Raw genomic sequence first — 25,380 nt, 5'->3', positions numbered from 1 at the left:
TTATGATTCAGATTCTTTTGCTTCTTGTTTCCTTGAAAAAATCTTTTGTGCTTCTTGAATTTCAAAGCGAATCGAAGACATTTCCTCATCTAACAAAAACGCAGCTTCTGCTGCACGCTGCAAACGTACCTTTATATCTTCTGGGAAACGCCCGCTATATTTGTAATTTAAAGAATGCTCAATGGTTGCCCAAAAATTCATGGCTAACGTACGAATTTGAATTTCAACCAACACTTTCTTCTCTCCACAAATAGTTTGAACAGGATAACTAATGACAACATGATAAGAGCGATAACCGCTTTCTTTCTTCTGCGTGACGTAATCTCGCTCTTCCACAATTTCAAAGTCATTGCGTTTGCGGAGATATTCCACAACTGGTTTGATTTCATCAACAAATTGACACATCATGCGAAGTCCCGCAATATCTTGCATCTCTTCTCCCAGTCGATTTAACGGAATCCCTCTCTTTGCTGCTTTATCAATAATACTTGCTACCGATTTTACCCTTCCTGTTACAAATTCAATCGGGGAGTGCTCCGTTAGCATAGTAAACTGGGTTCGCATTCCTTTTAACTTTACTTTTAGCTCCGCCACCGCTTGATGGTAAGGGGCTAAAAATTCTTCCCAATTACGATTCATTTCAACCACCACCAAAGTCAATCCATTTCCTTATAGAAATACTTTCTCTACTGCTGACACAAGTTCTTCACCATAATTTGCATTACCTTCAATATTACGAATTAAATAATCCAATTCTTCCTTTAATTGTTCTAATTCAATCTCCCTATCATTTACATGAACGAACATTTTCTTATCTTGCTGCATTGCTTCATGCATCGCTTCCCAGCATGTATGCGGAATGCTTACATATACGAAAGATGATTCATTTTCTAAAATATATAAAAATGATAAGTTATCTGAGTCTACAAGTACATGGTTACGTGCTGTTAACTCCTTTACCTCTATTTCTGTATTTTCTGCACAAAAAATAAGAGCATTCTCTCTTTCTTTTACGCTCTTAACTTGAATTTTATTTTGCATGCTTTAACTCCTCCATATCAACATCCTGTCTTACTCAACACTATTATTGTATCATAACATGGACGCAAACAAATAAAACATTGAACCAATTTTATGAAAAAGCGATAATGTCTAAAGGATGACTTTTATAAAGGAGCTTATGAAATGACACAAGAAATTGAAATTGAATTTAAAAACATGGTAACAAAAGAAGAATTTCAAGTATTATGTGATGCCTTTTCTATTCACACATTTACAAAACAAGTCAATCATTATTTTGAAACCCATGACTTTGCTTTAAAACAAGCGGGCTCCGCTCTTCGTATTCGTTATAAAAATGGCACTTATACATTTACTTTAAAACAACCAGCTAAAACAGGATTGCTTGAAACTCATCAATCTTTAACAGAAGAAGAAGCAAAAACAATGCTCGAAACAAACCGCCTCATGCCAGGATCGGTATTAAAACAACTGCAAGACTTACAAATCCCTGTTTCTTCTTTAACTTATATGGGAAGTTTAACAACAGAAAGAGCAGAAACCTCTTTTAAAGGTGGGATACTTGTATTTGATCATAGTTTCTATTACAATCACGATGATTATGAACTTGAATACGAAGTACAAGACGAGCCAACTGGAAAGATTGATTTTCTTCACTTATTAAATCAATACAACATCCCTGTTCGGCATACAAAAAATAAAGTACAACGCTTTTTTCTTGCAAAACAAAGCGATGCACGCTAAATTGAAATTTCCAGCAGCGAATAGCTATGCTGCTGGAAATCCCATTAACTAGATTCTAAAAGAGTGATTCGTAATTACTGGCGTTCAAATTTATACATCTATTCAAGAAACATACAATAAGCAAGCGATTGGATGAAAGCTGTTTAGTTGCTCTTCGTAACAATCCATTGCTACAATAAATATACACTTGATGGAAAAAGGAGCTTATAAAGGATGAGCAAGCAACCGATGACACCATTCGAAGCGATTGGTAGTGAGCAAGGCATTGCAACATTAGTCGATACATTTTATTCCTATGTTAGCAAACACCCTGACTTGTCTCCCATCTTCCCAGATGATTTAACAGAAACGGCAAGAAAACAGAAACAATTTTTAACACAATATTTAGGTGGTCCAAACTTATACACAGAAGAACATGGGCATCCGATGTTACGAGCGCGTCATCTCCCTTTTGAGATTACACCAAAGCGAGCGAGGGCCTGGTTATCATGTATGAAGCAAGCAATGGACGATACGGGCATACAAGGACCGATTCGAGAGTTTGTTTTTGAACGTTTAACATTAACTGCACAACATATGGTCAACACTCCAGATGAAACAGGTGAAGCGTAATGGATAAACAGGAAGCAAAGCATATGCGTATGCCTTCTTCTTCCACTTGTGAACATAAATCTGTAGAAGCTTATTTGTTTGTTGATCCACTTTGCAAAGATTGCTGGGAAATCGAGTCAATTGTCATGAAACTATTTCTTGAATATGGAGAGTACTTTTCGATACGACATATATTAACTGGAAAAGTGGACGGAACAACTCCGTCCTCACACAAATGGAATAAACCTGCTAATATTCGATTTGTGTGGGAAAAAACAACGAGCTTGCATGGGTTTTCGTGTGATGGAAAAGTTCATATGCAGGAGGCCACATCTACGCCATATTTAACCTCGCTTGCCATTAAGGCAGCGGAGTTGCAAGGTCGAAAAGCAGGTTCGAGGTTTTTGCGAAAACTCCAGGAATACATTTTTCTTGAAAATGTATTAAAACCCGATGCAAACGTATTGCTAACATGTGCGAAGCAAAGCGAGATTGATGCAGAAGAATTTCAAAAAGACTTACATTCTATTAGTGCAAAAAAAGCTTTTCAATGCGATTTAAAATTCACAAATGAAATGCATATTACCGAGATTCCTTCTCTCGTATTCTTTCATGCGAATTCAGATGAAGAAGGCATTAAAATTGCAGGTATTTATTCTTATGATGTATATGTTCAGCTCTTAAAAGAACTTGTAAAATGTGAAATGGAACCAGCCCCATTACCACCGCTAGAACGATTTCTAGAAATGGTGCAATTCATATCTTCTAAAGAACTTGCCTTTATTTATGAATGCTCGCAGCAAGAAATAGAACGGGAGCTAAAGAAATTATCTCTCAAAAGAAAAGTACGAATGATTGAAATGAAATGTGTGCGTTATTGGAAATGGATTGAAAAAGAAAAAGACCTGGTGTAAACACCAGGTCTTTTTCTTTACGGCTTATAAAAATATTAAAGGGGATGGGAGAAATTTTCACGTTCAAACAAAGGGGTATATGTTTGTATGTGAATTCGTTCACGTCTATTATATTACAAGATTCGACGTCAGATGACAAGCTTTTTTGTCGAAATTCACACTTTTGTCACATTCTAAACGTTTTCATTACTGAATAAGCTATAGAAAAAGCAATTTAGGAGGTGTTTTTATGAAAAAAATCCATATTTTCCTACTTTTTTTCGGAATGATCATTTCCTTTTTCTTATACATTCTTTCTTTATTAGAGGCTTTCCCTAAAATCATTGCCCTCCCCCTTTTATTCGGAGTCATTCTCATGAGCCTTTCTTATTTCAATTATAGGAAGCGATTTAAAGGTCTCTAATGCAAAAAAGGCGAGAGTTCTCACTCTCGCCTTAGCTCATTCGCTATTATTTCTCTTCAAATAATAAAGCTTCTAATTCATTCAATTTCTCTTCAAACACTTGTAATGCTTCTTTAACAGGCTCTGATGATGTCATATCTACCCCTGCTTTTTTCAATACTTCGATTGGATAATCGGAGCTTCCAGCTTTTAAGAATTCATTAATATAGCGCTCTACTGCTGGCTTTCCTTCTTCTAAAATCTGTTTCGATAAAGCAGTCGCTGCACTAAATCCTGTTGCATATTGGTATACGTAGTAATTGTAATAAAAATGCGGGATACGAGACCATTCTAAACCAATTTCTTTATCAATTACTACGTCATCTCCAAAGTATGTTTTATTTAAGTCATAGTAAATTTCCGTTAACATATCTGGTGTTACTGCATGACCTTCTTGTACTTTTTGATGAATGATATGTTCAAATTCTGCAAACATCGTTTGACGGAATACTGTTCCGCGGAATCCTTCTAAATAATGATTTAATAAATATAAACGCTCTTTTTTATCTTCTGTTGTTTTTAACAGATAATCATTCAGAAGCGCTTCATTACATGTAGAAGCAACTTCAGCCACAAAGATAGAATAATCTCCATACACGTGCGGTTGTGTCTTTCTTGTATAGTAACTATGCACAGAATGACCAAACTCATGCGCTAATGTAAATAAGTTATTTACATTATCATGCCAGTTCATTAAGATGTATGGGTTTGTTCCATATGCTCCAGATGAATAAGCTCCGCTACGCTTCCCTTTATTTTCGTATACATCCACCCAGCGATTTTCATATGCTTCTTTTAAAATGTCCACATATTCGTCACCAAGAACGTGTAACGATTTTAATAAAATCTCTTGTGCTTCTTCATATTTCACATTCATTTTCACTTCTGGTACAAGAGGAGCGTATAAGTCGTACATATGTAATTCATCAAGTTGTAATGCACGTTTGCGAATATCAATGTAACGGTGCAATAAATGTAAATGATCGTGTACGGTTTCGACAAGTTGATCATATACCGTTTCCGGAATATTATTATTACTTAATGCTGCTTGACGCGCAGAATCATATTTGCGCACGCGTGCATTGAAGTTATTGCGTTTTACCGCACCGCTTAACGTACTTGCAAATGTATTTTTAAATTTTCCATACGTTTCATACACAGCATGAAAGGCATCATGGCGCACACGACGATCATCACTCTCTAAAAATTGAATATAGCGACCATGCGTAACTTCTACTTCCTCTCCATTCTCATCTTTAATCGAAGGGAATTTTAAATCCGCATTATTCAACATACCAAATGTATTACTTGAAGAACTCATGACTTCAGCCGCTTCTGCCAGCAATGATTCTTCAGCCTCAGATAATACGTGAGGACGCTGACGTGTAATCTCTTCTAATGCATGTTCATAAACACGTAATTCTTTATTTTCCTGTAAGAACGACTGTAACTGCTCTTCTGAAATCTTTAAAATTTCAGGCACGATGTATGCTGTGCTACTGGAAACTTGTGAGTATAAGTTCATCGCACGATCGTTGAGTGCTTGATAAGTAGAATTTGTTGTATCTTGATCGTAACGCATATGTGCATATGTATATAATTTTCCTAATCGCATAGAAATTTCATCTTCATATTGTAATGCTGCTAATAAGGAATCGGCGGAATCACCAAGCTTACCTTTAAACTCATTTAACTTCGGTAATAACTCTTTTATAGCTTGAAATTCTTTTTCCCACTCTTCATCCGTTTGAAAGATATCTTCTAAACGCCACGTATTTTTTTCTTCCATTTCACTGCGACCTGGCAATACTTTTACTGTATTTTGTTCCGACATGAATAGACCCTCCTTTTAAACTCTTTACTTAATTTCGATAATTCTTATGTAATTCCTTCTGATCCCCTTTTATTATATCCTTTTTTCCATTTCACATGTTATACTTTGCTTCAAATAGCGATATGGCATGAGCTAGACAGATCGCATCATATTTTTTTATCTCCTTCTCTGTTTTTAATAGCGTTATTCCTTTTACTTTTCGATACTTATACCTACCTACTTTTTCAATCATCCCAGTGCTACATAAAAAATCCATATACTCTATAATGGCTAATTTCCATATATGTTGCGGAAAATACGGTAAGATTCGCCTTTTCCAGTTACGCTTGTTACTTACATAAGAAAATACAGCATGTAGGGAAAAATAGTCTCCACGCTTAAAATTCTCCATAAAGTCTAGATAAAGAAACGCTTGCCATATAAAGGGCGATGTTTGAAATGAAAAAGCAGATGGGAGCGGAACTCCAATTTCAGAGGGAAAAATAGATGGAGAAATTTTCAGTTGATAGAACATGCGAAGCAATGCCTTTTGATGATCATTCCAAATGGGTAGAGCGTGCATACGAAAGAGGTTCTTTTTATCTTTCCATACTCTTTCTAACGCGCCTTTTCGAAAAGGAATTTGCTGAAAAATATGTTCAAATGTACTTGTTCGTATAGAAAAAGGAATGATATGTGCAAAATGAATATTTGTAGAGAATGGGGTCAAAAATATACACTTCTGGAATATTTTTTTATCGGGGCAAAAAAATAAAAGATATGGTTGAGGATAAGATTGCATACAAAAAGCATGAAAAGAAGATAGAGAAGTCCAATACGTAGCATTTCTTTTCAATTGGTTACCGCCTAATATCCAAATGATTTGTATGCCTGCTTTCTGATACGCATACGTTCGCTTTTGTAATTGATTTGCCGAAATGGACGTGCACTGATATTCAAGCGCAAGTCTTCTCCCGCCCCTCTCTATTAAAATATCTGGTCTTTGACGAATCTCCGGGAGATACTTCTCAATTTCAGCGTGGATTTTTTGCGATAGAATCCATCTATATAACTGTTCTTTCCCGCGCATATGATAATTTGATTCAGGTTCTGCTGAGCCTATGCACTGCTCGATATTTTTATGAGCGAAGTGCCAAACTTTTTGATTTCCTAATTTTAGTTGTACTTCTTTTCCGCAAGCTGGACAAAAAAAGCGTTCCCTTTCTCGTAATATAAGCAATGTTTTCTTATCTTGATGATAGAGAAGGTGGATTGTTTCACCGTTTTCTCGCTTCGCCACAAACAATCGCGTCACATCCTTTCTACATTTCGTACATTCTGCAACATGCGTCCTAATTCCTGTCTATCTGAAAGAAAAAAGATGTTCTTTTCAGAACACCTGTTTATAATAATGGCGATAGTAAGCGATATGTTGATTCAACAATCCGTTTATGCAGGCGTCGTTTATGAAAGTGGTCGCCATGAATTTCGCTTGACACTTGTAAGTCCTCTTCAAAATCTTGTACAAGTTTTCGAATACTCCCTGTATCATATAAAAAGGCATTTACTTCAAAATTCAAATGAAAACTTCTCATATCCATATTCGCTGTCCCAATGGAAGCTAAGTCAGAATCAACAATTACAACTTTACTATGCAGAAATCCTTTTTCATATTCATATATTTTCACACCTGCATCTAATAACTCCGGGAAGTATGATCTCGATGCGTAAAAGACTGTGCGCTTATCCGGTTTGCTTGGCATTAATAAACGCACATCAATGCCTGCAAGCGCAGCAACTTTCAGCGCCGATAAAATATCATCATCAGGAATAAAGTACGGTGTAGCAATCCAAATCGATTTTCTCGCAGAGGCAATCATCGCAAAATACAGATGTTTAATCGTTTCCCATTTATTATCTGGGCCGCCTGCTACAAGCTGTACGCCCCCCCAATGATCTCCTTCTACCGATTGTGCTTGTAAATATTCAGGAGCTAGTACAGCTTCTCCCGTCATATAAAACCAATCTTGCAAGAAAATTAATTGCAAACTTTGAACAGCTTCGCCTCGTAAATATAAATGCGTATCTCGCCAAAATCCAAAATATTTATTTTCTCCTAAATATTCATCGCCAATATTGAGTCCCCCTACAAACCCTTCATTTCCATCAATCACCACGATTTTTCGGTGATTTCGATAATTAATTTTATCATTTAAAATGGGAAAACGAACCGGGAAGAACGGGATCATCTCCACTCCCGCCTTATTCAATTCCTCAATATAGGCATTTGAAAGTTTAAAACTCCCTACCGCATCATATAAAAAGCGAACAACAACTCCTTCTTTCACCTTTTGGATTAAAATGTCTTTAATCTTTCTCCCAAGTTTGTCATCGCGCACAATATAGTATTCCATATGAATATGATGCTTCGCCTTTTGTAAACCTTGCAAAATAGCTTGAAACGTTTCTTCCCCATTCGTTAATACCTTTGTTTCCGTCTGAAAAGAAATATTCAGCGCCCCGAGGCGATCAGCTAAACGAAATAATAACTCCTGATGTTTATGATTTTGTAAAATACGCTCTCTATAATCTTCATGTCCCTTGTATTGTAAGAAAGCTTGTTCATCCAAAAGTGCCTTCTTTTGGAACATACGCTTTCTTCGAAAATTTTGTCCAAATAATAAATAAGCAAAAAAGCCAACGACAGGGAAAATGCCTAATACAATGAGCCATGTTAATGTTTTAGAAGGATGTCTATTTTCTAAGAAAATCACACAACCAATTAAAAATGCTGAAATAGTAAATAAAATACTTGTAATACCTAAAAATGAAATATTTCTTATGCCTATTACATCTGAATAAAAAGCTACATCAATAACCATACGTAACGAAACAAACGCTATAAATAATCCTACAAAAAAGAAAAGTAGTTTTAATATATTTTTCATTTCTACCCCCCTTACTTACAAAAGTTTTCTACTTGAGAAAGTATACTGTCCCTATTATACCCATCATATAAAAAGCCGATTTCATCTAATTGAAATCGGCCTACGTTTTAGAAGGAAAATGCTTACGAATTGTCTCAAGTGCATGTTCGTTCATAATCTCTTTCCCATACTCACTCACACGGTGAATCGTTAAAGTAGATTCTTCTCCGTACTCTAAAACAATACTTAAAATACGGTCAATTTCTTCTTCATCGTGTAGCACTTCATCGAATTCAACATATACATAATAACGATTTTCAAATGAATATAATTGGTCTTTTATATCTTCAAAAATGAGGCGATGACTTAATGAAATGACATCTTCGAAATCATCAAACTTAATTAAAAAGCCAAGTGTTCCATCTTCATTAAAATTCGTAACCGTTCCTTCTTCCTCTAATTCTTGTTGAAATAACGATTCAATGCTCTCATCTAGAGGAATATCGATAATTTTATCGAGACCTATCGGCAACTCTAATTTTTGTCCATCTTTTGAAAGCTGCGCCTTCGTTACGAGCACTTCAATTCCTTTGTCTAACGCTTGTACTTGAATCCACAATGGTCCATCGATAAAGAAGTCATCGTAATCACGCGCTTCATCCATCATTTCCCAAAATAATTGTTCACTTCGCTCGCGATTATACCAAATTTCTTCGCGATTAAATCCTCTATCCTCTATATCAACGTACGTAATGAAAAATTTCATCGTATGATCATTAATTCTTTCAATATCCAAAATACAACTCTCCCTTCCTATTTGGAATTGTTATGAAGGGATTCCCCACTCATATGACAAATCAATAGATTCTTGTACTTTCATTTTATGATAAGATTCTCCAGAATGGAAATAAAATTATTTTATTTTGCAAAAACAGTTATCCGCCTAGCTCTATAAAAACCTTCATGACCTTTATAAAAAAATTGGACATACATTTACGAATTACACCGTACAATGTACTACAGTTCATTTCTTAGTGAGATTTCGAAACACGGAAATCAAACTTATGAAACTTTTGTATTCCATACATAACCACTCATTAAAACAGAATAATGGAGGCAAAACAATGGGGTTAGATTTTTTAACATCTATACTTATGATTGTCGGTATCGATGTTGTATTAGGTGGCGATAACGCGATTGTCATCGCACTAGCTAGCCGGAACTTACCTGAATCTAAACGTAACAAAGCCATCTTTATAGGGACTAGCTTAGCCATTGTACTACGAATTTTGCTCACAATACTCGCTGTCTATTTACTTGATATTCCCTTCTTACAATTGATTGGGGGCATCTTGCTGACACTAATCGCTGTCAATTTACTTACTGATAATAGCAATGATCTTTCTTCTATTCAAGCAAAAACAACTCTCTTTCAAGCTGTTCGCACAATTGTATTTGCTGATCTCGTTATGGGATTTGATAATGTCCTTGCCATCGCTGGAGCGGCCCATGGAAATATTCTTCTCGTCATAATCGGTCTATTCATTTCTATTCCAATCATTATTTGGGGCAGCAAACTTATTTTATTATTGATGGAACGCTTTCCTCTTCTTATTTATTGCGGCGGAGCGGTTCTTGCTTACACAGCCGGAAAAATGATTACACACGAGGCACGACTCGCAACATTCTTTTATCAAAATCCTACTTTTACAGCTGGCATTCCGTTCCTTTTCGTTTTGACAGTTCTCGCTATCGGAATCATTGTTCAACACGTAAAACTGCGTAACACGAATGAATAACACATACTTAGTATATTTTCTTATGCAAAAACCTTCTACTCATTATAATAAGTAGAAGGTTTTCATATACATAACTTTATTATTAATTTACAAGACGTTGTGCTTCGCGTAATTGAAATGTTCTTACTGTACGTGGTAAGAAACGACGAATTTCGTCTTCATTATAACCTACTTGCAGGCGTTTTTCATCGATCATAATGGGACGACGTAAAATACCTGGATAATCACGAATCATCTTATATAAATCTTGAAGTGGTAAAGATTCTAAGTTAACATTTAATTCTTGGAAAACTTTCGAGCGAGTTGAAATAATCTCATCCGTCCCGCTTTCTGTCATACGTAAAATTTCTTTAATTTCCTCAATCGTTAATGGATCTGAGAAAATATTACGTTCTGTATAGGGAATATGATTTTCCTCTAGCCATAATTTTGCCTTTCTACAAGACGTACAGCTTGGAGAACTATATAATGTTACCATACAAGACTCACTCTCCTTAAAGAGTACAATTTCTGTACTAATTACAGTTTAAATTTCTACCTTCAGCAATTCTTTACTATAACTTGTCTTACAAGAAAATAAAAAATGGCTTTCAGTGTAAGCAACAGCTTAAGAAGTATTTTTTAAATACATAATAATTACTTTTAATAAGTAACTTCTATAATCATTATACAATAGAATCAGTAAGAAATATACAGTAAATTTCCTTTCTAACAAGAAAATCCAAATCCTTCTTCACTTCCATATAAAACATTGTGACAATACATTTTGCTAACGAATTCAATCCTCTGTTACATATAGGAATCACGCACTGTTAAAGCTTTTTTCACATATACTTTCCAGTTTCACCATAAGTAAATGTAAATAAAAAACAGGATTTCTTACATTTTCTTAGTAAAACAACATAAAAATGTAATACTTACAAAAAGAACGTTTGTTCTTTTTTATTTTATCAAATCTATTATGCACTGTCTAGCTCATTCGTGATTTTTTTCTGATATTTCTTTCTTTTATATCTTTTTTTTCATACAATAAATGATAAAGAGCGAAAGGGGGAATTTTTACATGATTGCTTTTTTTATAGATTTTGCAATTGTTGCGGCCCTCGTCATCGGAATTACAGCATTCATTGGTGTTATCACAAATGGAATAGGCGAAAAGCTTTTCGGTAGGAAAGAAAAATTGAAATTTGTGAATCGAAGCTCTGACATACAGTCTGGTTGGAAACAAGTAGGTGGAAACGATATTTATAAAAAACGTGTGTATTAAAAAACAGGAGCCATATGACTCCTGTTTCTTCCTTTTTAACGAAACGATTTGATTATTTAACAGATGTCCACTTAAGGCTAAAATCTCCTCCATATTTATGGAAGTATAGATTCTTAACGTTTTCTCTTTGTAAATACGCTCTTCCACGCTGGTACACTGGTACAATCGTTGCATCTTCTAACAGCATCTTCTCTGCTGTAAGTAAGCTTTTCCAGCGAGCATTTATATCGTTTCCATCTTTCTTTGCCTTCCTAATTATTTCATCATATTTTGGGTTCGAGTACCCCATTTTATTTTGCGCGCCACCTGTTACAAACATATCAAGGTATGAAATTGGATCTGGAAAATCAGCACTCCAACCAGTGAATGACATGACATAGTCGCCAGCATCTTCTAATTTTAATTTTTGTGCAAATGGTTGTTGCTTTATTTTCAACGTTAAACCTGGTAAGTTCTTTTCTAATTCCCCTTTTAAATACTCACCTGTTTTTTTCGACAATTCCACATCTTCATTTAATAATTCTAATTCAATTTCATTTTTACTAAGCTCTTTCTTACCAGCTTCCCAATATTTTTGAGCTTCTTTTATATTCGGTTTCACAATGTCTCCATTTTCCATTCGGAAATCTTTTTTATTCGGCCCAAACATAAAGTTTCCTGGAATTAATCCTGTTGCTGCTGTAGATCCATTGTTTAAGATTGTCTCCACAAATGGTTTTCTATCAAAAGCAAGGGAAATGGCCTTACGAATATTTTTATTCGCTAATGCTGGATCTTTTTGATTTAAACGAAGGAAGAATACTGTTGTTTCTTCAAACGTTTTAAAGTCTGGTTTTCCTTTATATTTATCGATAAATTCTGCTAATAATATAGCACGATCTACCGCTTTTGTTTCATATAAATTAATCGGTGTAGCTGTGTCTTTTACAATATTAAAATTCACTTCTTCTAATTTTACTTCTTTATGCTCCCAATAAGATGGATTCTTTTTCATTTGGAAGCTTCTCTCATGTTTCCACTCACTCAGTACAAATGGACCGTTGTAAAGCGTTGTGTTCGCTTCTAATCCAAATTTATCCCCTTGCTCTGTTACATACTTTTCATTTACAGGATAAAATAAAGGATATATTAATAAGTCCACAAAATATGGTACAGCATGCTCTAATTCTACTTCCAATGTATACTCATTGATGGCTTTTACCCCTAATTGATCCGGAGCCATTTCTTTTTTATTAATCTTTTCAGCATTTTTTATATCGTACATTATGTATGCAGATTTTGCAGCTATATCAGGATGAATTGCTCGCTTCCATGCATATTCGAAATCTTTCGCTGTTACAGGATCTCCATTAGACCATTTTGCATCTTTACGCAACGTAAATGTATATTTCTTACCGTCATCTGATTTTTTAAATTCTGTCGCGATTCCTGGCACTAATTTATCTCCTTTTCCGAGGCGATACAATCCTTCCATTGTATTATTCATTACTTCGGCAGAAAGCGAATCGGCTGATAAAGCTGGGTCCATCGTTGGAATTTCTTGTGTTTCAATTAAATTTAAGACTTGCTTTGCACCGCTTTTACTGCTAGTCCCTTTTGCCTTCGGTTCATCTTTTTGATAACTACATGCCCCTAATACCATGCTTACTGCCATCGTAGATGCTACGAAAATCGGTAGTTTTTTCCTCATACTTCCATCCTCCTACAAATGTTAGCCCTTTCATTTTCGAACAAAAAGAAATATATATATATTCTAACAATTCGTATTATACACATAAATATAACTTTTGGGTATACTTTTTTCTATTTTATTAAAATTTTCTGTTATTATAAACTTCTTTGTAAACGTTTTATATTACTGTTTTTTCTATTTATAATACAGGAAAACTTCTTTCGCTTTCGTAACTTAAAATTATCAGAATATAACCACTTCTTATAAAAATAGATATACTTGTATAATCATTCTAGTCGAAAAAATCGCGTTTAAAAACTTTATAAATTACGCAACAAAATGCATGCAAGTGTTAATAAAGTATGATAAGATACACTTTGCTAAAAAACAATGTTTGTAAAGAGGGGGACGTAATGACAGCTCTTCATGCAAAAGATATAAAAGAGGAGAAGTTAAATTTATTTTTCTTAACTTGGCCTATTTTTTTAGAAGTTTTTCTGTTTATGTTAATGGGGATCGCCGATACGTTTATGTTAAGTGCATTATCTGATGATGCTGTATCAGGTGTTGGTGCAGCCAATCAATATCTCCACATTGCAATATTAGTACTGGAAGTAATCGGAAACGGTGCTGCGATTGTTGTATCTCAATACCTCGGATCGAAACGATATATGGAAGCATCTAAAATATCAGCACTAGCAGTCACGTTAAACTTAGCAGTCGGGCTTGTAATAAGCGCCGGTTTTCTTTTGTTTGCAAAACATATGATGGCAGCGATGAATTTACAAGGTGATGTATTAATTTACGCTCAAAATTATTTATCCATTGTTGGGGGAGCAATTTTTCTTCAAGCAATTATTAATTCACTTGCTGCTATTATTCGTGTACATGGATTTACAAAACAAGCCATGTTTATTTCATTCGGAATGAATATTCTTCATATTGCTGGAAACTATATGCTGATTTTCGGAAAGTTCGGCATGCCTGAACTTGGCGTACAAGGAGCGGCGATATCTTCTGCATTCAGCCGACTGATCGCATTGATTGTCTTCTTCTGGTTGCTTTATCGCGTGATGGAATACCGCGTCAAATTGACCTATTACTTTACTCTATCGAAAGAATATGTAGGAAAAATCTTAAAAATTGGGATTCCTTCTGCCTTTGAACAAGTCATGTACCAAGCTTGTCAGATTGTCTTCCTATACTACGCAACGTATTTAGGGGCTGATTCATTAGCCGCTAGACAATACGCAACCAATATTTCCATGTTCACATACTTATTTGCTATCGCGATTGGAATGGGAACAGCGATTATCGTTGGACGTTTAGTTGGTGGAAGTAAGCAGGATGAAGCTTATGTACGCGTATGGAAAAGTGTGAAATGGGCTATATTTGTCACTTTATGTATGGTCATTCTCGTCATTACATTCCGCATACAATTAATGCAATTATTTACACATAATCCTGATGTAATCGCGTTAGGGGCGACCGTTCTTTTACTCAGCATTCTATTAGAAACGGGACGCACGATGAACATCGTTATTATCAATTCACTGCGCGCAGCAGGTGACGCCAAATACCCTGTTCTTATCGGGGCTTTTTCTATGGTGTTAATGAGTTTACCACTCGGATACTTCTTTGTATTTTATTTACACATGGGACTTCCTGGAATTTGGCTAGCAATCGCAATTGATGAATGGACACGTGCGATTATTATGTTCTTCCGCTGGAGAAGTCGACTGTGGGAAAATTATGCGCTTGTTAAACCTGAAGGACAAGAAGAAACAGTGCCTATGCAAGCATAAAAAAAGCGGCAATGAGAGCCGCTTTTTTTATTGATAAATTTCTTTATATTTCTTATACTCCGCTTCAGAACATAAAACAAAATGTCCCGGGCGAATTTCTCGCATTGTTGGTACTTCATTTCCGTATTGATGCTGAGATGGATCGTATATAATACGTTTACGATTTCGCTCATAATCTGGATCTGGAAGTGGAATCGCTGAAAGTAACGATTTTGTATACGGATGAATGGGATTTTCATATAATTCATCGCTGCTCGCCAATTCTACAATTTGGCCACGATACATCACACCAATGCGATCACTAATATATTTTACCATCGATAGATCATGGGCAATAAATAAGTAGGTTAACCCTTTTTCTCTTTGCAGTTTTTTCATTAAGTTGACAACTTGCGCCTGAATGGATACGTCAAGTGCTGAAATTGGTTCATCAGCAATAATAAATTCAGGCTCTACCGCTAAAGCACGGGCAATACCGATACGCTGACGTTGTCCACCTGAAAATTCATGTGGAAAACGATTGGCATGCTCTTTATTTAAACCAACTGTTTTTAATAGCTCATGCACGCGATCCATACGTTCTTTTTTATTTTTTGCTAATCCGTGAATATCAATGCCTTCTGCAATAATATCTCCTACTGTCATACGAGGGTTCAACGATGCATACGGATCTTGGAAAATCATTTGCATTTTACGGTTGAATTTTTTTAGTTCTGCTCGAGATTTTTTACCATGTACATTTTCGCCATCAAATAACACTTCTCCAGCCGTTGCCTCATATAAACGAATAATCGTTCTTCCTGTTGTCGATTTTCCACAACCAGATTCACCTACAAGACCAAATGTCTCTCCGCGGTAAATATCAAATGAAATATTATTAACCGCCTTAACAACACCACCACTTACGTTGAAGTGTTGACTTACATTTTTTACTTCAATTAATTTTTCACGTTGTTTAGTCATGTTGTTCACCTGCTTTCATTTGAAGAATACGTTTTTCAACAACTGCCGGTGGTTTTACTTCTGGCGCTTGTTCATGAAGTAACCACGTTGCCGCATAATGTGTATCACTCACTTTAAATAAAGGTGGTTCCATTTCAAAATCAATTTTTAAAGCCTGTGGATTTCGCGGTGCGAACGCATCACCTTTTGGCGGCTTTAATAAATCTGGTGGCGTTCCCGGAATTGCATATAGTTCTTCTTCAGAACCATCTAAACTTGGCATAGAAGCGATAAGTCCCCACGTATATGGATGTTTCGGGTTATAGAAAATTTCATCAACTGTTCCGATTTCAACAACTTTCCCCGCATACATAACAGCAACGCGATCCGCTACATTTGCCACTACACCTAAATCATGCGTAATAAAAATAATGGCTGCTTCTGTCTTTTGCTGAATATCTTTCATTAATTCCAAAATTTGTGCTTGGATCGTAACGTCAAGTGCCGTTGTCGGCTCATCGGCAATTAATAATTTCGGATTACAAGCGAGTGCCATCGCAATCACAACACGCTGTCTCATACCGCCTGAGAACTGGTGTGGATATTGTTTTAAACGAGCATCTGGATTTGGAATCCCAACAAGGTCAAGAAGTTCTAATGCCACTTTACGAGCATCCGCTTTGCTCATTCCTTGATGCTTAATAAGACCTTCCATAATTTGATTCCCAATTGTCATCGTCGGATTAAGCGACGTCATTGGATCTTGGAAAATCATCGCAATCTCTTTTCCACGCACAGCCTGCATTTCTTTTTCTGTTAGTTTTGTTAAGTCACGACCTTCAAATAAAATTTCACCGTTTTTAATACGTCCTGGCGGATTTGGGATTAATCCCATTAATGCCTTTGAAGTCACTGATTTTCCGGAACCAGACTCCCCTACAATCGCTAATGTTTCTCCTTTTTTCAAATCAAAAGTAACGCCGCGTACAGCTTGTACTTCACCTGCATGCGTATCAAAGGAGACTTGTAAATCTTTTACCTCTAGCAATTTTTTCATTCTTTACCTCTCCCCTCTTTTACTTACGCATTTTTGGATCTAGCGCGTCGCGTAATCCATCCGCCATTAAGTTAAATGCTAAAATTAACATACTGATGACAACCGCAGGGATGAACATCATATGTGGATACGTTTGAATGGATTTATAACCATCATTTACAAGTGAGCCAAGTGATGCAAATGGCGGCTGAATACCAAGGCCAATGAAACTTAAGAACGCTTCACCAAATACCGCAGTCGGAATTGTGAACATTGTCATAACGATAATTGGCCCCATTACGTTCGGAATTAAATGTTTAATAATTAATTGTGTGTTTGTGGCACCTAGTGTACGTGATGCTAATACATATTCTTGGTTTTTTAATTTTAATACTTGTCCACGAACGATACGTGACATCCCAATCCAACCTGTAATCGCCATCGCAAGTGTAATGGACCAAATACCAGATCCCATAATAATTACCATTAAAATAACGATAATTAAATACGGAATTCCGTTAATAATTTCCATAACACGCTGCATAATATTATCTACTCGTCCACCATAGAACGCTGAAATCCCTCCGTATGCAACCCCGATAATTAAGTCAATCGCAGCTGCTAAAAGCGCGATATATAATGATACACGTGTCCCTTCCCATGTTCTCGTCCATAAATCGCGACCAAGATCGTCTGTACCGAACCAGAAAGACTCTTTAATATCACGTTTTTTATATTGATCCACACCATATTGGTCTGTTCCATCAAATGGTAACCAATGAATATTTTCAATCACTGGAATTTTTGGCGGCAATTTCGCGCGACCTAAGTCTTGATCTTTATAAGAATACTTACTTACCATCGGTCCTAAAATTGCAAGTAATGTAATGATAACTAATAATACAAGACCGAACATTGCACCTTTATGCTGAAATAAACGTCTTCTTACATCTTGCCAAAACGTTAAGCTTGGACGGGCAATGACTTCATTATCAACATTACTTTGATTTGCTGGTTGAAATAAATCTGGAGATAATTTTTGTACATCTTTCATCATTTTTTCCCTCCCGCTAAACGAATACGAGGATCAATAATTCCGTATAAAATATCTACGATGAAAATAACGAAAATAAAGACGGCACTATAGAAAATTGTTGTCCCCATAATAACTGTATAATCATTTAATGTAATCGATTTAACGAATTGTTCCCCAAGTCCAGGAACAGCATAAATTTGCTCAATAACAAGTGTTCCTGTAATCAAACCTGCAACCATCGGTCCTAAAATTGTAACAACTGGAATCAGTGAATTACGAAGAGCATGTTTCACAATAATGACGCCTTGACTAATCCCTTTTGCCTTCGCCGTTAAAATATAATCAGCTTGCATCACTTCAATTAATTCAGCGCGCGCAAAACGTGCGATTGTTGCAATAACTGCCATCGATAAAGCGATTGTCGGCATAACGGTAAACTCAGGTCCTTTCCAAAATGCAACTGGGAACCAGCCGAGTTTTACCCCTACGAAATATTGTAATAGTGCCGCAAATACAAAGGATGGTACCGACATTCCGAGTACAGAAATAATCGTCGCCCCGTAATCGACCCATGTATTATTTCGAAGAGCTGCAATAATCCCTAAAATTAGCCCGATAAATGATCCTAAAAGAATCGCCTGAAAACCAAGTTGCGCGGATGGTCCAATACGTTCTACAATCATATCCGTTACCGGACGATTATCATATTGGAACGATACTCCTAAATCGCCTTTTGCTAAGTTTCCTAAATAGCGTGCGTACTGCACTGGTACCGGATCGTTTAAGCCATATTTCTCCAAGATAATTTCTTTTTGTTGCGGAGATAATTTCTCCTGATTTTTGAGTGGAGAACCCGGCAATAATTTCATTAAGAAGAATGTTAATGATGTAATTAAAAATAATGTCAAAAACATATACACGAAACGCTTTAATACATAACGTCCCATAGTCAAGCACCTCCCCATTTTTTCAAAAGCAATAAGATAGTTTTAAATATTCTTACTTTTATATTTTTAAAATAAGAGCATATGCCCCTCATGAACATATCCCCTTTATAAACGATGGAATAAAGTGAAACTTTAATCAGCGGGGGGTTCTTCCTCCCCACTGATTATGAGCCCTCACCAATCGGACTGCCCTAAAATAGCAGGATAAAAACTACTATTTTTCAACGGATGCCCATTTATATGTTAGTTTACCACCATAAGAAATTGGAATAATATCTTTCACACCATCTTTTATAACATAGGCAGATCCTTTTTGGAATATTGGTGCGATAACAGCATCTTCTTTTATTAACATTTTTTCAACCTCTAGAAGATTATTCCAGCGAGCTTGTAAATCTTTTGTGTCTGTTTTTGCTTTTTGAATGAATTCGTCATATTTTGGATTTGAGTATCCTGTTTTGTTTTGCGTACCATTTGTCACAAACATATCTAAATATGAAATTGGATCTGGATAATCAGGACTCCAAACAGCAAGTGAAATATCATATTCCCCTGAGTCTTCCAATTTCATTTTTTGCGCAAACGGTTGTTGTTTTATATGAATGGTTACACCTGGTAAATTCTTCTCAATTTCGCCTTTTAAGAACTCACCAACTTTTTTGGAATCGTCATCATCAAAGTTTAAAACTGATAGTTCAATTTGATCAGTTCCAAGCTCTTTTTTCGCGACTTCCCAAAGTTTTTTTGCTTCTTTTGTATCCGTTTTAACTAACTTACCATTTTCAGTGCGAAAATCTTTTTTATTTGGACCTTCAGCAAAATCTTTTGCAACAAATCCATAAGCACCAACCGCTCCATTATTTAAAATAACTTTCGCGATATTTTCACGGTCAAAAGACATGGAGATTGCTTTTCGTAAATTTTTATTATGTAAGAACTGATTTTTCTGATTAAACCTTAAATAGGCAACCCCATTTTCTTCTCTCGTTTTAAACTCTGAACTTTGTCTAAACTTATCTACAAATTCCGAGCTTAATCCTGTACGGTCAATCGCATTTGTTTCATATAAGTTCACATTCGTTGCTATATCTTTTACAATATTAAAGTTAATCTCTTCGATTTTAACAGTTTTGTTATCCCAATATGATGGATTTTTCTTAAATTGGAAACTACGTTCATGCTTCCATTCACTCATCACAAATGGTCCATTATACAAAGTTGTATTGGCTTCTAAACCAAATTTATCTCCTTGTGACGTCACAAAATTTTCGTTCAGCGGATAAAATACAGGATACACTGTTAAATCAACAAAATAAGGAATTGGGTTGTCTAATTCCACTTCTAATGTATAGTCATCAATTGCTTTGACCCCTAATTGATCAGGTGACAATTCTCTTTTATGAATTTTCTCTGCATTTTTAATATCAAACATAATATAAGAATATGTTGCTTTTGTATCTGGATTTACCGCTCGTTTCCATGCATATACAAAATCTTTCGCTGTGACAGGATCACCATTTGACCATTTCGCATCTTTTCTCAACTTGAATAGGTACTTCTTACCGTCATCCAACTTTTCGAATGATTCTGCAACACCAGGCATCCTTTTTTGTTTTTCACCAATACGATATAATCCTTCCATCGTATTGTTTAACACTGTTGATGAGGCTGAATCTGATGCTAATGATGCATCCATTGATGGAATTTCAGATGATTCTGTCAAATTTAGAACTGGCTTCCCCTTACTACTACTAGATGCCGCTTCTTTTCCTTTTGCTTTCCCATCATCTTTTTGGTAGCTACAAGCCCCAAGTAACATGCTTGCAGTCAACGTTGACGCAAGTAATAATGGTATCTTTCTCTTCATAGCTGCACTGCCTCCCCTAATTGCACGTCCTGTACCCAATTTGTTGAAAATTGAAAGAATAATCTCCAAGTTTCTACAATTTTCATTATACATATAATATAACGATTGTGAATATAATTTTTTGTTTTTTTGTTAAAATTTTAAATAAAATGTTTATTTTTTTACTTTTTTGTAAAGGGATAACTTAACATTGATTCCATCATATTGAAATATAACTTATAATTGCGTATAATTTTCAAATAATTAATTATATTACTCATTATAACTTTCATAGTATAATAATTCCAGTAATTTTTACGGAGGGGAACATTTTGAAACAACTTTTTTTTCATACTTGTATACTAATTTTCATAGCAATCACTGTTTCTAGTATCGGTGCTTTGCTCTCTTTATCTCATTTTTTATTAAATTTTGTCAATTTATCTTTTTATATTGCACTAGTTTTTATGATTGTTGGCGGCTTTTTATTCTTATTTCAAAATGGCTTTTTCAATGTAACGATGTACGCCTTCCAAAAAGTATTTGGAACGAACAAAAAAGTTGAATCTCTTATTGAGGAACCGGAAGCACCTGAAGATAAAAAAGAGCGTATCTATAAAACATATTCATTCAAATGGACCTATCCAATTTGTCTTGCAGGTATTCTACTAGCAGCCCTTTCAACAATCATTAGTGTCACAATTTTGATGTAGTTTGCAAACCATCTTTCGTAATGATATAATGATTTGCAAACATTTTGTTATCATAATAACAATCGTTCGGAATAAGGATGAACGATCGTTATCAAAGAATAAATCTAATACGATGCAATGATAAAGAAGAGTACATATTGCGGTAATTTCAGAGAGCTTGTGGTCGGTGCAAACAAGTAATTACACAATATGGAATGGGCTTTTGAGCACCAAACCGAACCGAAAGAAGTAGGCTTTGGCGTAATCCAAACGTTAAATGGATCAAAGAGATTTCACAACTGTGAAATAATTAGGGTGGTACCGCGGTCCATTCGTCCCTATTGTCATATGGGATGAATGGACTTTTTTTTATTTAAAAAGCGCAAGCGGCTCGCTCAGAATGTGAGGGGGATGGAGCTCCTGACGTAGAGACGTTCTTTGCCTCGCAGGAAGGCGCGAAGCCACCGAACATTCTTGCATTCCAACACACTGCTTAGCTCCCCTTCCGCCCAGACAACCAACTCATAGTCGTCTACTCTTCAATCATGCATTATTGAAAATTTAAGGAGGAATGATGTATGTCAGTTATTTTTTCTGGTATTCAACCAAGTGGAACAATTACGCTTGGAAACTATTTAGGAGCAATGAAACAATTTACAGAACTTCAAAATGAACATGACTGCTATTTCTGTATTGTAAACCAACATGCGATTACAGTCCCTCAAGACCCTGTACAACTTCGCAAAAATATTCGTAGTCTTGCAGCATTATATATTGCATGCGGCATTGACCCGGAAAAAGCAACTTTATTTGTCCAATCCGAAGTTCCAGCGCACGCTCAATTAGGATGGATTATGCAATCCATCGCATCTGTTGGAGAATTAGAGCGCATGACGCAATATAAAGATAAAGCAGCTGGCCGCGAATCTGTTCCAGCTGCACTACTTACGTATCCACCATTAATGGTAGCTGATATTTTACTTTACAACACTGAAATCGTACCAGTTGGTGACGATCAAAAACAGCATATGGAACTAACACGTGATTTAGCAGAACGCTTTAATAAACGTTATCGCGAAGTCTTCACAATTCCTGAAATTCGCATGCCAAAAGTAGGTGCACGCATTATGTCATTAACAGAACCTACGAAAAAAATGAGTAAATCGGATTCAAATCCAAAGGCAACGATTCGCATGCTTGATGAGCCGAAAACAATTGAAAAGAAAATTAAAAGCGCCGTAACAGACTCTGACGGTATCGTAAAATTCGATAAAGAAAACAAACCTGGTATCTCAAACTTATTAACAATCTACTCTTCATTCTCTGGAAAAACAATTGAAGAACTAGAAGCACAATACGAAGGAAAAGGATACGGTGACTTCAAAGGCGACCTAGCACAAGTAGTCGCAGAAGCAATCCGACCAATCCAAGAAAAATATAACGAACTAATCAACTCTCCAGAACTAGACGAAATACTAGACAAAGGTGCCGAAAAAGCAAACCGCGTCGCAACAAAACAACTACGCAAAGTAGAAAACGCAATGGGACTAAGCAGAAAACGTAGGTAACATAAAAAGCGCAGGCGACTGCTTAGCCCTGACGGATAAGGTTCTTCCCCACAGAAGGTGCCTTTTACCTTCTCGTGGGGAAGGTTCTTAGACGCGAAGGGCTAGGAGCCGGAGCTGGATTCATAAAAAGCGGAAGCGGCTCGCTCAGCTCTGACTGGCTAAGGTTCTTTCGCATAGAAGGCGTTCTTTGCCTTCTTATGCGGAAGGTTCTTAGACACGAAGAGCTTGCCGCTGGAGCTGGATTCCATCAAAAGCGCAGGCGGCTCGTTTAGAATGTGAGGGGGATGGAGCTCCTGACGTAGTGGCGCTCTTTGCCTCGCAGGAAGGCGCGAAGCCACCGAACATTCTTGCCGCTGAAGCTGGATTCCACAAAAAGCGGAAGCGGCTCGCTTAGAATGTGAGGGGGATGGAGCTCCTGACGTAGTGGCGCTCTTTGCCTCGCAGGAAGGCGCGAAGCCACCGAACATTCTTGCCGCTGAAGCTAGATTCCATCAAAAAGCGCAGGCGACTGCTTAGCTAGTCTAAAATCAACTAAAAAAACCGCCCATTGTGGCGGTTTTTTTTTAGTTGACTTTCTGTTCATTCTCCATTTCCCATAACTTTTCAAAGAATGGTTGTCCTTTTACAAGGCGTTCACATAACTGTTCATGCTTTTCTGACCAGCCGTTTTTCGCTTCTTCATAGAGCCGTTCCCAAACATCTTCAAATTCCATATGTTGAACTGCTCCATAAGCAGATGGATCCCACTCTGTGTACCAATAGCGAATTTCAGCTGGATTTTTCGTTGTATGTAATTGATCTAACGCCATAAATAATAATTGCTTTAACTGTCTTTCTTTACGGGTTAATCCGTTCATAATATGAGGTGATGGTGATAAAATATGATGTTCTTTTTCCGTTTCTTCCATTTGAAACTTGTACTTCTCTGCTTGTACATTCTCCACCATCTCATACACCATTTGCTCTTGACGAGGAATCAGTCTACTCTTTCGAATTGGCACATTGTACCCAATTGTATCTATAGCGATAATTCCTCTACCATCTGTAACAACGAAGCAATACTCTTGTTGTAAACGTTCATGATTTTTACGAATATAAGCTTTATGATGTACGTCTTCCAATAATTTTTGTGGAAGTTCTAATAATTCGTTCTCGATGTAATGATATAATGTGGCATCTACTTTTAATAATGGCACTTGATCTAACAATTCAATCGTATCATCTTTCCGCCATTCGTAAAAATGACAAACGTTATACCCATTTTCTTCACCTTCAAACCAATTTACCCATACATCATGCAGATATAACATTTCTCTACCCCTCACTTCACTACTGTTTGTACCAATCATTATGTTCAGTTTCGGTAAAATTTATTCCATGTAAGGAAATATATTCTATTTATTATTTTGATGACGAAAAAGAACTTGACAGCGCCAAGTTCTTAACGTAACGATTCAGCAAATGTAGTCGCTTTTTTTAATATATGCCTAGCATCGATAGACAGGAAAGAAAGCGTATTTTCTTTTGTTACTTCCACGCATTCTTTTACAATATGAAACCCTACCCCATATCCTATCATTTTCGGATACGGTCCGATTCCATTTAAAATAGCGTCATACTCTCTTGTACCTCTCCTTATATCTCGTTTCTCTTTTATTACTTTCTTCCAATAATACAACGCTTCTTCTTTTGAAAAATATAACGTCCACGGAGCGCACGCCTGCTCTGTATGTCGTTCCATAACAGCTTGTTCTGCTAATCCTTCCATAATCATTGTATCTAATAACGTATACTCCTGTTCTCTTTTGACGATTTGATGCAGTCGGCATATGTGGTGATATTCATGAGTCAGCAACGCTTTTAATTCTTGAATGGAATTTCTCCCGCATACAAATAAAAAGATAACATGACGCATTGTTAAACCAGCTTTTCCATTGTATTCCTCTTGTACGGTGCGATTATATGGATCTGATAGTAAAAGAAAGACCGGAACATCCGGACCTCCTAACCATTTTTTTAACGCTTCATATTCTGCGGACAATTTTGTCCAAATTTGTTTTTCTTCTAATTGCCGAATTTCAGTTTCACCTTTTCGCACAGGACGATACATACCTTTTGAAATGAGAAATCGATATAGCTGCTCTTTTGGCAATGGAATATACTTTGTAAACTTCTCACACAGCTGTTCTGGGCATCCATAATATAATTTCATCCAATCAGCAGTTTGAATAATCCCCATCTGTCTACCTCCTTTTCTTATATATATGCAGAAAAGGAAAAGGGCACATGAAGGATAAAAAAATAGAGGCTGTCCAAAAA

The 25,380-nt window shown here is 36.2% G+C and carries 23 protein-coding genes, 1 pseudogene and 1 other annotated feature; of the genes and pseudogenes, 8 read left to right on the top strand and 16 right to left on the bottom strand.

All coding sequences use genetic code 11. The features are described from left to right. Together yjbM and MR058_RS01820 are read right to left on the bottom strand one after the other, a co-directional pair. A complete protein-coding gene (gene yjbM, locus MR058_RS01825; protein ID WP_242142305.1) occupies positions 1-639 on the bottom strand; it encodes a GTP diphosphokinase in 639 nt (212 codons plus the stop codon). 30 nt (positions 640-669) lie between these two features. Next, a complete protein-coding gene (locus tag MR058_RS01820; protein WP_242142303.1) occupies positions 670-1,041 on the bottom strand; it encodes a UPF0738 family protein in 372 nt (123 codons plus the stop codon). 144 nt (positions 1,042-1,185) lie between these two features. Between MR058_RS01820 and MR058_RS01815 the strand changes: the two genes are divergently transcribed. The 3 genes from MR058_RS01815 (at position 1,186) to MR058_RS01805 (ending at position 3,269) form a co-directional block, all read left to right on the top strand. Further along, entirely contained in the window at positions 1,186-1,764 is a 579-nt protein-coding gene (locus MR058_RS01815; RefSeq protein WP_242142301.1) for a CYTH domain-containing protein, read from the top strand. A gap of 213 nt (positions 1,765-1,977) precedes the next feature. Further along, entirely contained in the window at positions 1,978-2,376 is a 399-nt protein-coding gene (locus MR058_RS01810) for a globin domain-containing protein (RefSeq protein WP_242142299.1), read from the top strand. Beyond that, positions 2,376-3,269 carry a ClpXP adapter SpxH family protein gene (locus MR058_RS01805; RefSeq protein WP_242142297.1) on the top strand — a complete coding sequence of 298 codons (894 nt, stop codon included), beginning with the start codon at positions 2,376-2,378 and terminating at the stop codon, positions 3,267-3,269. Before MR058_RS01810 ends, MR058_RS01805 begins: the two co-directional genes overlap by 1 nt. Before the next feature lie 449 nt (positions 3,270-3,718). Here the strand turns inward: MR058_RS01805 and pepF are convergent, their stop codons facing one another. The 4 genes from pepF to mecA all read right to left on the bottom strand — a co-directional run bounded on the left by pepF (position 3,719) and on the right by mecA (position 9,247). Continuing rightward, complete coding sequence (gene pepF, locus MR058_RS01800) at positions 3,719-5,545, bottom strand: oligoendopeptidase F (RefSeq protein WP_242142295.1); 1,827 nt, start codon at positions 5,543-5,545, stop codon at positions 3,719-3,721. 91 nt (positions 5,546-5,636) lie between these two features. Further along, the gene (locus MR058_RS01795) at positions 5,637-6,839 is read right to left on the bottom strand and encodes a competence protein CoiA (protein ID WP_242142294.1); all 1,203 of its coding nucleotides are present in this window, start codon (positions 6,837-6,839) and stop codon (positions 5,637-5,639) included. An 88-nt stretch (positions 6,840-6,927) separates the two neighbouring features. Further along, entirely contained in the window at positions 6,928-8,472 is a 1,545-nt protein-coding gene (gene cls, locus MR058_RS01790; RefSeq protein WP_242142292.1) for a cardiolipin synthase, read from the bottom strand. 100 nt (positions 8,473-8,572) lie between these two features. Then, positions 8,573-9,247 (bottom strand): adaptor protein MecA, encoded by a 675-nt coding sequence (gene mecA / locus MR058_RS01785; protein WP_242142291.1) that lies wholly within the window; start codon positions 9,245-9,247, stop codon positions 8,573-8,575. 328 nt (positions 9,248-9,575) lie between these two features. Here mecA and MR058_RS01780 point away from each other — a divergent pair, with 328 nt between their 5' ends. Then, positions 9,576-10,250: a TerC family protein gene (locus MR058_RS01780; RefSeq protein ID WP_242142289.1), complete on the top strand. Its 675-nt coding sequence runs from the start codon at positions 9,576-9,578 to the stop codon at positions 10,248-10,250. A gap of 82 nt (positions 10,251-10,332) precedes the next feature. Here MR058_RS01780 and spx read toward each other — a convergent pair whose 3' ends face one another. Next, positions 10,333-10,728, bottom strand: coding sequence for a transcriptional regulator Spx (gene spx / locus MR058_RS01775; protein ID WP_000258267.1), 396 nt, complete (start codon positions 10,726-10,728; stop codon positions 10,333-10,335). Between the two features lie 585 nt (positions 10,729-11,313). On the opposite strand from spx, the gene MR058_RS01770 reads away from it, so the two are divergent. Beyond that, on the top strand, positions 11,314-11,517 hold the full coding sequence (locus MR058_RS01770; protein ID WP_242142287.1) for a hypothetical protein: 204 nt from the start codon (positions 11,314-11,316) through the stop codon (positions 11,515-11,517). A 52-nt stretch (positions 11,518-11,569) separates the two neighbouring features. Here the strand turns inward: MR058_RS01770 and MR058_RS01765 are convergent, their stop codons facing one another. Continuing rightward, the gene (locus MR058_RS01765) at positions 11,570-13,207 is read right to left on the bottom strand and encodes a peptide ABC transporter substrate-binding protein (RefSeq protein ID WP_242142285.1); all 1,638 of its coding nucleotides are present in this window, start codon (positions 13,205-13,207) and stop codon (positions 11,570-11,572) included. Between the two features lie 344 nt (positions 13,208-13,551). On the opposite strand from MR058_RS01765, the gene MR058_RS01760 reads away from it, so the two are divergent. Then, a complete protein-coding gene (locus MR058_RS01760) occupies positions 13,552-14,994 on the top strand; it encodes an MATE family efflux transporter (protein ID WP_242142283.1) in 1,443 nt (480 codons plus the stop codon). A 27-nt stretch (positions 14,995-15,021) separates the two neighbouring features. Here MR058_RS01760 and MR058_RS01755 read toward each other — a convergent pair whose 3' ends face one another. The 6 genes and pseudogenes from MR058_RS01755 to MR058_RS23440 form a co-directional block, all read right to left on the bottom strand. Further along, on the bottom strand, positions 15,022-15,957 hold the full coding sequence (locus MR058_RS01755) for an ABC transporter ATP-binding protein (RefSeq protein ID WP_242142281.1): 936 nt from the start codon (positions 15,955-15,957) through the stop codon (positions 15,022-15,024). Then, entirely contained in the window at positions 15,950-16,993 is a 1,044-nt protein-coding gene (locus MR058_RS01750; protein WP_242142278.1) for an ABC transporter ATP-binding protein, read from the bottom strand. The genes MR058_RS01755 and MR058_RS01750 overlap by 8 nt, the downstream gene beginning before the upstream one ends. A gap of 19 nt (positions 16,994-17,012) precedes the next feature. After that, positions 17,013-18,029 carry an oligopeptide ABC transporter permease gene (gene opp3C / locus MR058_RS01745; protein ID WP_242142276.1) on the bottom strand — a complete coding sequence of 339 codons (1,017 nt, stop codon included), beginning with the start codon at positions 18,027-18,029 and terminating at the stop codon, positions 17,013-17,015. Continuing rightward, on the bottom strand, positions 18,026-18,955 hold the full coding sequence (gene opp3b / locus MR058_RS01740; RefSeq protein ID WP_242142274.1) for an oligopeptide ABC transporter permease: 930 nt from the start codon (positions 18,953-18,955) through the stop codon (positions 18,026-18,028). The genes opp3C and opp3b overlap by 4 nt, the downstream gene beginning before the upstream one ends. Positions 18,956-19,169: 214 nt before the next feature. Next, positions 19,170-20,822 (bottom strand): peptide ABC transporter substrate-binding protein, encoded by a 1,653-nt coding sequence (locus tag MR058_RS01735; RefSeq protein ID WP_242142273.1) that lies wholly within the window; start codon positions 20,820-20,822, stop codon positions 19,170-19,172. Positions 20,823-20,828: 6 nt separating this feature from the next. Then, positions 20,829-21,025: pseudogene (locus tag MR058_RS23440) on the bottom strand (hypothetical protein); the annotation flags it as partial. A 108-nt stretch (positions 21,026-21,133) separates the two neighbouring features. On the opposite strand from MR058_RS23440, the gene MR058_RS01730 reads away from it, so the two are divergent. Together MR058_RS01730 and trpS are read left to right on the top strand one after the other, a co-directional pair. After that, complete coding sequence (locus MR058_RS01730) at positions 21,134-21,514, top strand: DUF3899 domain-containing protein (RefSeq protein WP_242142271.1); 381 nt, start codon at positions 21,134-21,136, stop codon at positions 21,512-21,514. Positions 21,515-21,622: 108 nt separating this feature from the next. Further along, positions 21,623-21,836 (top strand) — a binding site (T-box leader). Positions 21,837-22,071: 235 nt separating this feature from the next. Next, a complete protein-coding gene (gene trpS, locus MR058_RS01725) occupies positions 22,072-23,061 on the top strand; it encodes a tryptophan--tRNA ligase (RefSeq protein WP_242142269.1) in 990 nt (329 codons plus the stop codon). Between the two features lie 563 nt (positions 23,062-23,624). Here the strand turns inward: trpS and MR058_RS01720 are convergent. Together MR058_RS01720 and MR058_RS01715 are read right to left on the bottom strand one after the other, a co-directional pair. Beyond that, the gene (locus MR058_RS01720; protein WP_242142267.1) at positions 23,625-24,371 is read right to left on the bottom strand and encodes a YjbA family protein; all 747 of its coding nucleotides are present in this window, start codon (positions 24,369-24,371) and stop codon (positions 23,625-23,627) included. Positions 24,372-24,502: 131 nt separating this feature from the next. Next, complete coding sequence (locus MR058_RS01715) at positions 24,503-25,300, bottom strand: DUF2268 domain-containing putative Zn-dependent protease (RefSeq protein WP_242142265.1); 798 nt, start codon at positions 25,298-25,300, stop codon at positions 24,503-24,505. Between the last annotated feature and the right edge of the window lie 80 nt (positions 25,301-25,380).

Origin of the sequence: Bacillus cereus group sp. BfR-BA-01430 (genome assembly GCF_022663115.1) — a bacterium.
GTDB classification, from domain to species: Bacteria; Bacillota; Bacilli; order Bacillales; family Bacillaceae_G; genus Bacillus_A; species Bacillus_A cereus_BD.
Note: the sequence above shows the minus strand (reverse complement) of the source record. Positions and strands in the feature narration are given on the sequence as shown.

Bases quoted from the DNA above. Each gene is read 5' to 3' on its own strand.
- opp3b (WP_242142274.1), bottom strand. From the start codon at position 18,955: ATGGGACGTTATGTATTAAAGCGTTTCGTGTATATGTTTTTGACATTA.
- MR058_RS01810 (WP_242142299.1), top strand. From the start codon at position 1,978: ATGAGCAAGCAACCGATGACACCATTCGAAGCGATTGGTAGTGAGCAA.
- MR058_RS01755 (WP_242142281.1), bottom strand. From the start codon at position 15,957: ATGACTAAACAACGTGAAAAATTAATTGAAGTAAAAAATGTAAGTCAA.
- MR058_RS01815 (WP_242142301.1), top strand. From the start codon at position 1,186: ATGACACAAGAAATTGAAATTGAATTTAAAAACATGGTAACAAAAGAA.
- MR058_RS01720 (WP_242142267.1), bottom strand. From the start codon at position 24,371: ATGTTATATCTGCATGATGTATGGGTAAATTGGTTTGAAGGTGAAGAA.
- MR058_RS01760 (WP_242142283.1), top strand. From the start codon at position 13,552: ATGATAAGATACACTTTGCTAAAAAACAATGTTTGTAAAGAGGGGGAC.
- MR058_RS01715 (WP_242142265.1), bottom strand. From the start codon at position 25,300: ATGGGGATTATTCAAACTGCTGATTGGATGAAATTATATTATGGATGC.
- trpS (WP_242142269.1), top strand. From the start codon at position 22,072: ATGTCAGTTATTTTTTCTGGTATTCAACCAAGTGGAACAATTACGCTT.
- cls (WP_242142292.1), bottom strand. From the start codon at position 8,472: ATGAAAAATATATTAAAACTACTTTTCTTTTTTGTAGGATTATTTATA.
- opp3C (WP_242142276.1), bottom strand. From the start codon at position 18,029: ATGATGAAAGATGTACAAAAATTATCTCCAGATTTATTTCAACCAGCA.
- MR058_RS01735 (WP_242142273.1), bottom strand. From the start codon at position 20,822: ATGAAGAGAAAGATACCATTATTACTTGCGTCAACGTTGACTGCAAGC.
- MR058_RS01820 (WP_242142303.1), bottom strand. From the start codon at position 1,041: ATGCAAAATAAAATTCAAGTTAAGAGCGTAAAAGAAAGAGAGAATGCT.
- spx (WP_000258267.1), bottom strand. From the start codon at position 10,728: ATGGTAACATTATATAGTTCTCCAAGCTGTACGTCTTGTAGAAAGGCA.
- pepF (WP_242142295.1), bottom strand. From the start codon at position 5,545: ATGTCGGAACAAAATACAGTAAAAGTATTGCCAGGTCGCAGTGAAATG.
- MR058_RS01780 (WP_242142289.1), top strand. From the start codon at position 9,576: ATGGGGTTAGATTTTTTAACATCTATACTTATGATTGTCGGTATCGAT.
- MR058_RS01750 (WP_242142278.1), bottom strand. From the start codon at position 16,993: ATGAAAAAATTGCTAGAGGTAAAAGATTTACAAGTCTCCTTTGATACG.
- MR058_RS01770 (WP_242142287.1), top strand. From the start codon at position 11,314: ATGATTGCTTTTTTTATAGATTTTGCAATTGTTGCGGCCCTCGTCATC.
- MR058_RS01805 (WP_242142297.1), top strand. From the start codon at position 2,376: ATGGATAAACAGGAAGCAAAGCATATGCGTATGCCTTCTTCTTCCACT.
- MR058_RS01765 (WP_242142285.1), bottom strand. From the start codon at position 13,207: ATGAGGAAAAAACTACCGATTTTCGTAGCATCTACGATGGCAGTAAGC.
- yjbM (WP_242142305.1), bottom strand. From the start codon at position 639: ATGAATCGTAATTGGGAAGAATTTTTAGCCCCTTACCATCAAGCGGTG.